The sequence below is a fragment of the Streptomyces alkaliphilus genome, from assembly GCF_014141535.1.
Taxonomy (GTDB): Bacteria; Actinomycetota; Actinomycetes; order Streptomycetales; family Streptomycetaceae; genus Streptomyces; species Streptomyces alkaliphilus.
The window spans coordinates 1-1,136 of record NZ_VKHT01001307.1; the positions used below are offsets into that span (position 1 = coordinate 1).

Here is a 1,136-nt window from a genome sequence, read left to right on the forward strand (position 1 = left end):
CACCGGCACGACCGGGGCGGCCGGGAACGGACCGGGGGCGGGGCGTCGGGACGGGCCCGACGCCGCCCATCGACGCCCCGAGGGGGTGGACGACGCGACGGTCGAGGCCACCGGCCTGGTCTCCAAGGCGCTGGAGACCATCGAGCGGGCGCGCGGCCACCTGTACTCGTTCCACCAGCTCACCGGGACCGCCGACCTGATCCTCGGCGAGGCCGTGGAGAAGCTGCGGGAGGCCGGGCACACCGCGCAGGCCGAGCTGTTGGAGCGGGAGATCGTCGGGCGCAACGTCCTGCCCGGCCGATGGACCTTCCAGGTGGTGGAGGACTACAACGCCACGTACTACAAGCCGTTCACGGCGGCGGAGGAGCGGATCCGCCGGGAGCTGGTGGCCGGTCGGGACCACCTGTACGAGGCGGAGATGAAGGAGGAGCGCCGCACCCGGCACCACCCGGAGCACCGCGCGTTGCCGTGAGGTGGCGGGGTGCCGCCGGTACCGGGACACCGCCACGCCACGCCCGGGGGCGCGCCACGGAGGGGAGGTCGACCGGGCCGGGGGCGAATCCTCCGCTCGGCCGGTGCCCCATCGGCGCCGCCGGCCCCCGGGCGGGACCGGGACCGTCCCGGCAGTCCCGCCGGGCGTCACAGGCACGTCCCGCGGGCGTCGGGACGGGCAGCGGTCCGACGCGGCCCGGGCCGGTCAGGCCTCCCCGTGCTCCCGCTGCCCCTCCCACTGACCGCGCAGCCGTTCCAACTCGCGCCGGTCGCGCTTGGTGGGGCGACCGGTGCCCCGGTCGCGGATGCCGGGCGGGGCGACCGCCTCGCGCGGCGGGGGCGGAGGGCTGTTGTCCACCAGGCATTCGGCGGCGACCGGCGCGCCGACCCGTTTGCGCACCAGCTTCCGGACCTCAACGATCCGTTCGCGGATGCCCTGGCGCAGGCGGACCTCGTCGCCCGGCCGCAGGGGGTGGGCGGGTTTGACCCGCGCGCCGTTGACCCGCACGTGCCCGGCCCGGCAGGCCGCGGTGGCCTGCGAGCGCGTCTTGACCAGTCGCACCGACCAGAGCCAGGTGTCGGTGCGGACACTTCCGCCGGCGCCGTTCCCGCCGTTGTCCACCGTCATACCCCCGACTCTACGC

At 76.3% G+C, this 1,136-nt stretch carries 2 protein-coding genes; one reads left to right on the top strand and one right to left on the bottom strand.

What is annotated here, in order from left to right; translation table 11 throughout:
- Positions 1–85 precede the first annotated feature (85 nt).
- On the top strand, positions 86–472 hold the full coding sequence (locus FNQ90_RS24150) for a hypothetical protein (protein WP_182608286.1): 387 nt from the start codon (positions 86–88) through the stop codon (positions 470–472).
- A gap of 225 nt (positions 473–697) precedes the next feature.
- On the opposite strand, the gene FNQ90_RS24155 is transcribed toward FNQ90_RS24150, so the two are convergent.
- Complete coding sequence (locus tag FNQ90_RS24155; protein WP_182608287.1) at positions 698–1,120, bottom strand: RNA-binding S4 domain-containing protein; 423 nt, start codon at positions 1,118–1,120, stop codon at positions 698–700.
- Positions 1,121–1,136 lie beyond the last annotated feature (16 nt).

Bases quoted from the DNA above. Each gene is read 5' to 3' on its own strand.
- FNQ90_RS24155 (WP_182608287.1), bottom strand. From the start codon at position 1,120: ATGACGGTGGACAACGGCGGGAACGGCGCCGGCGGAAGTGTCCGCACC.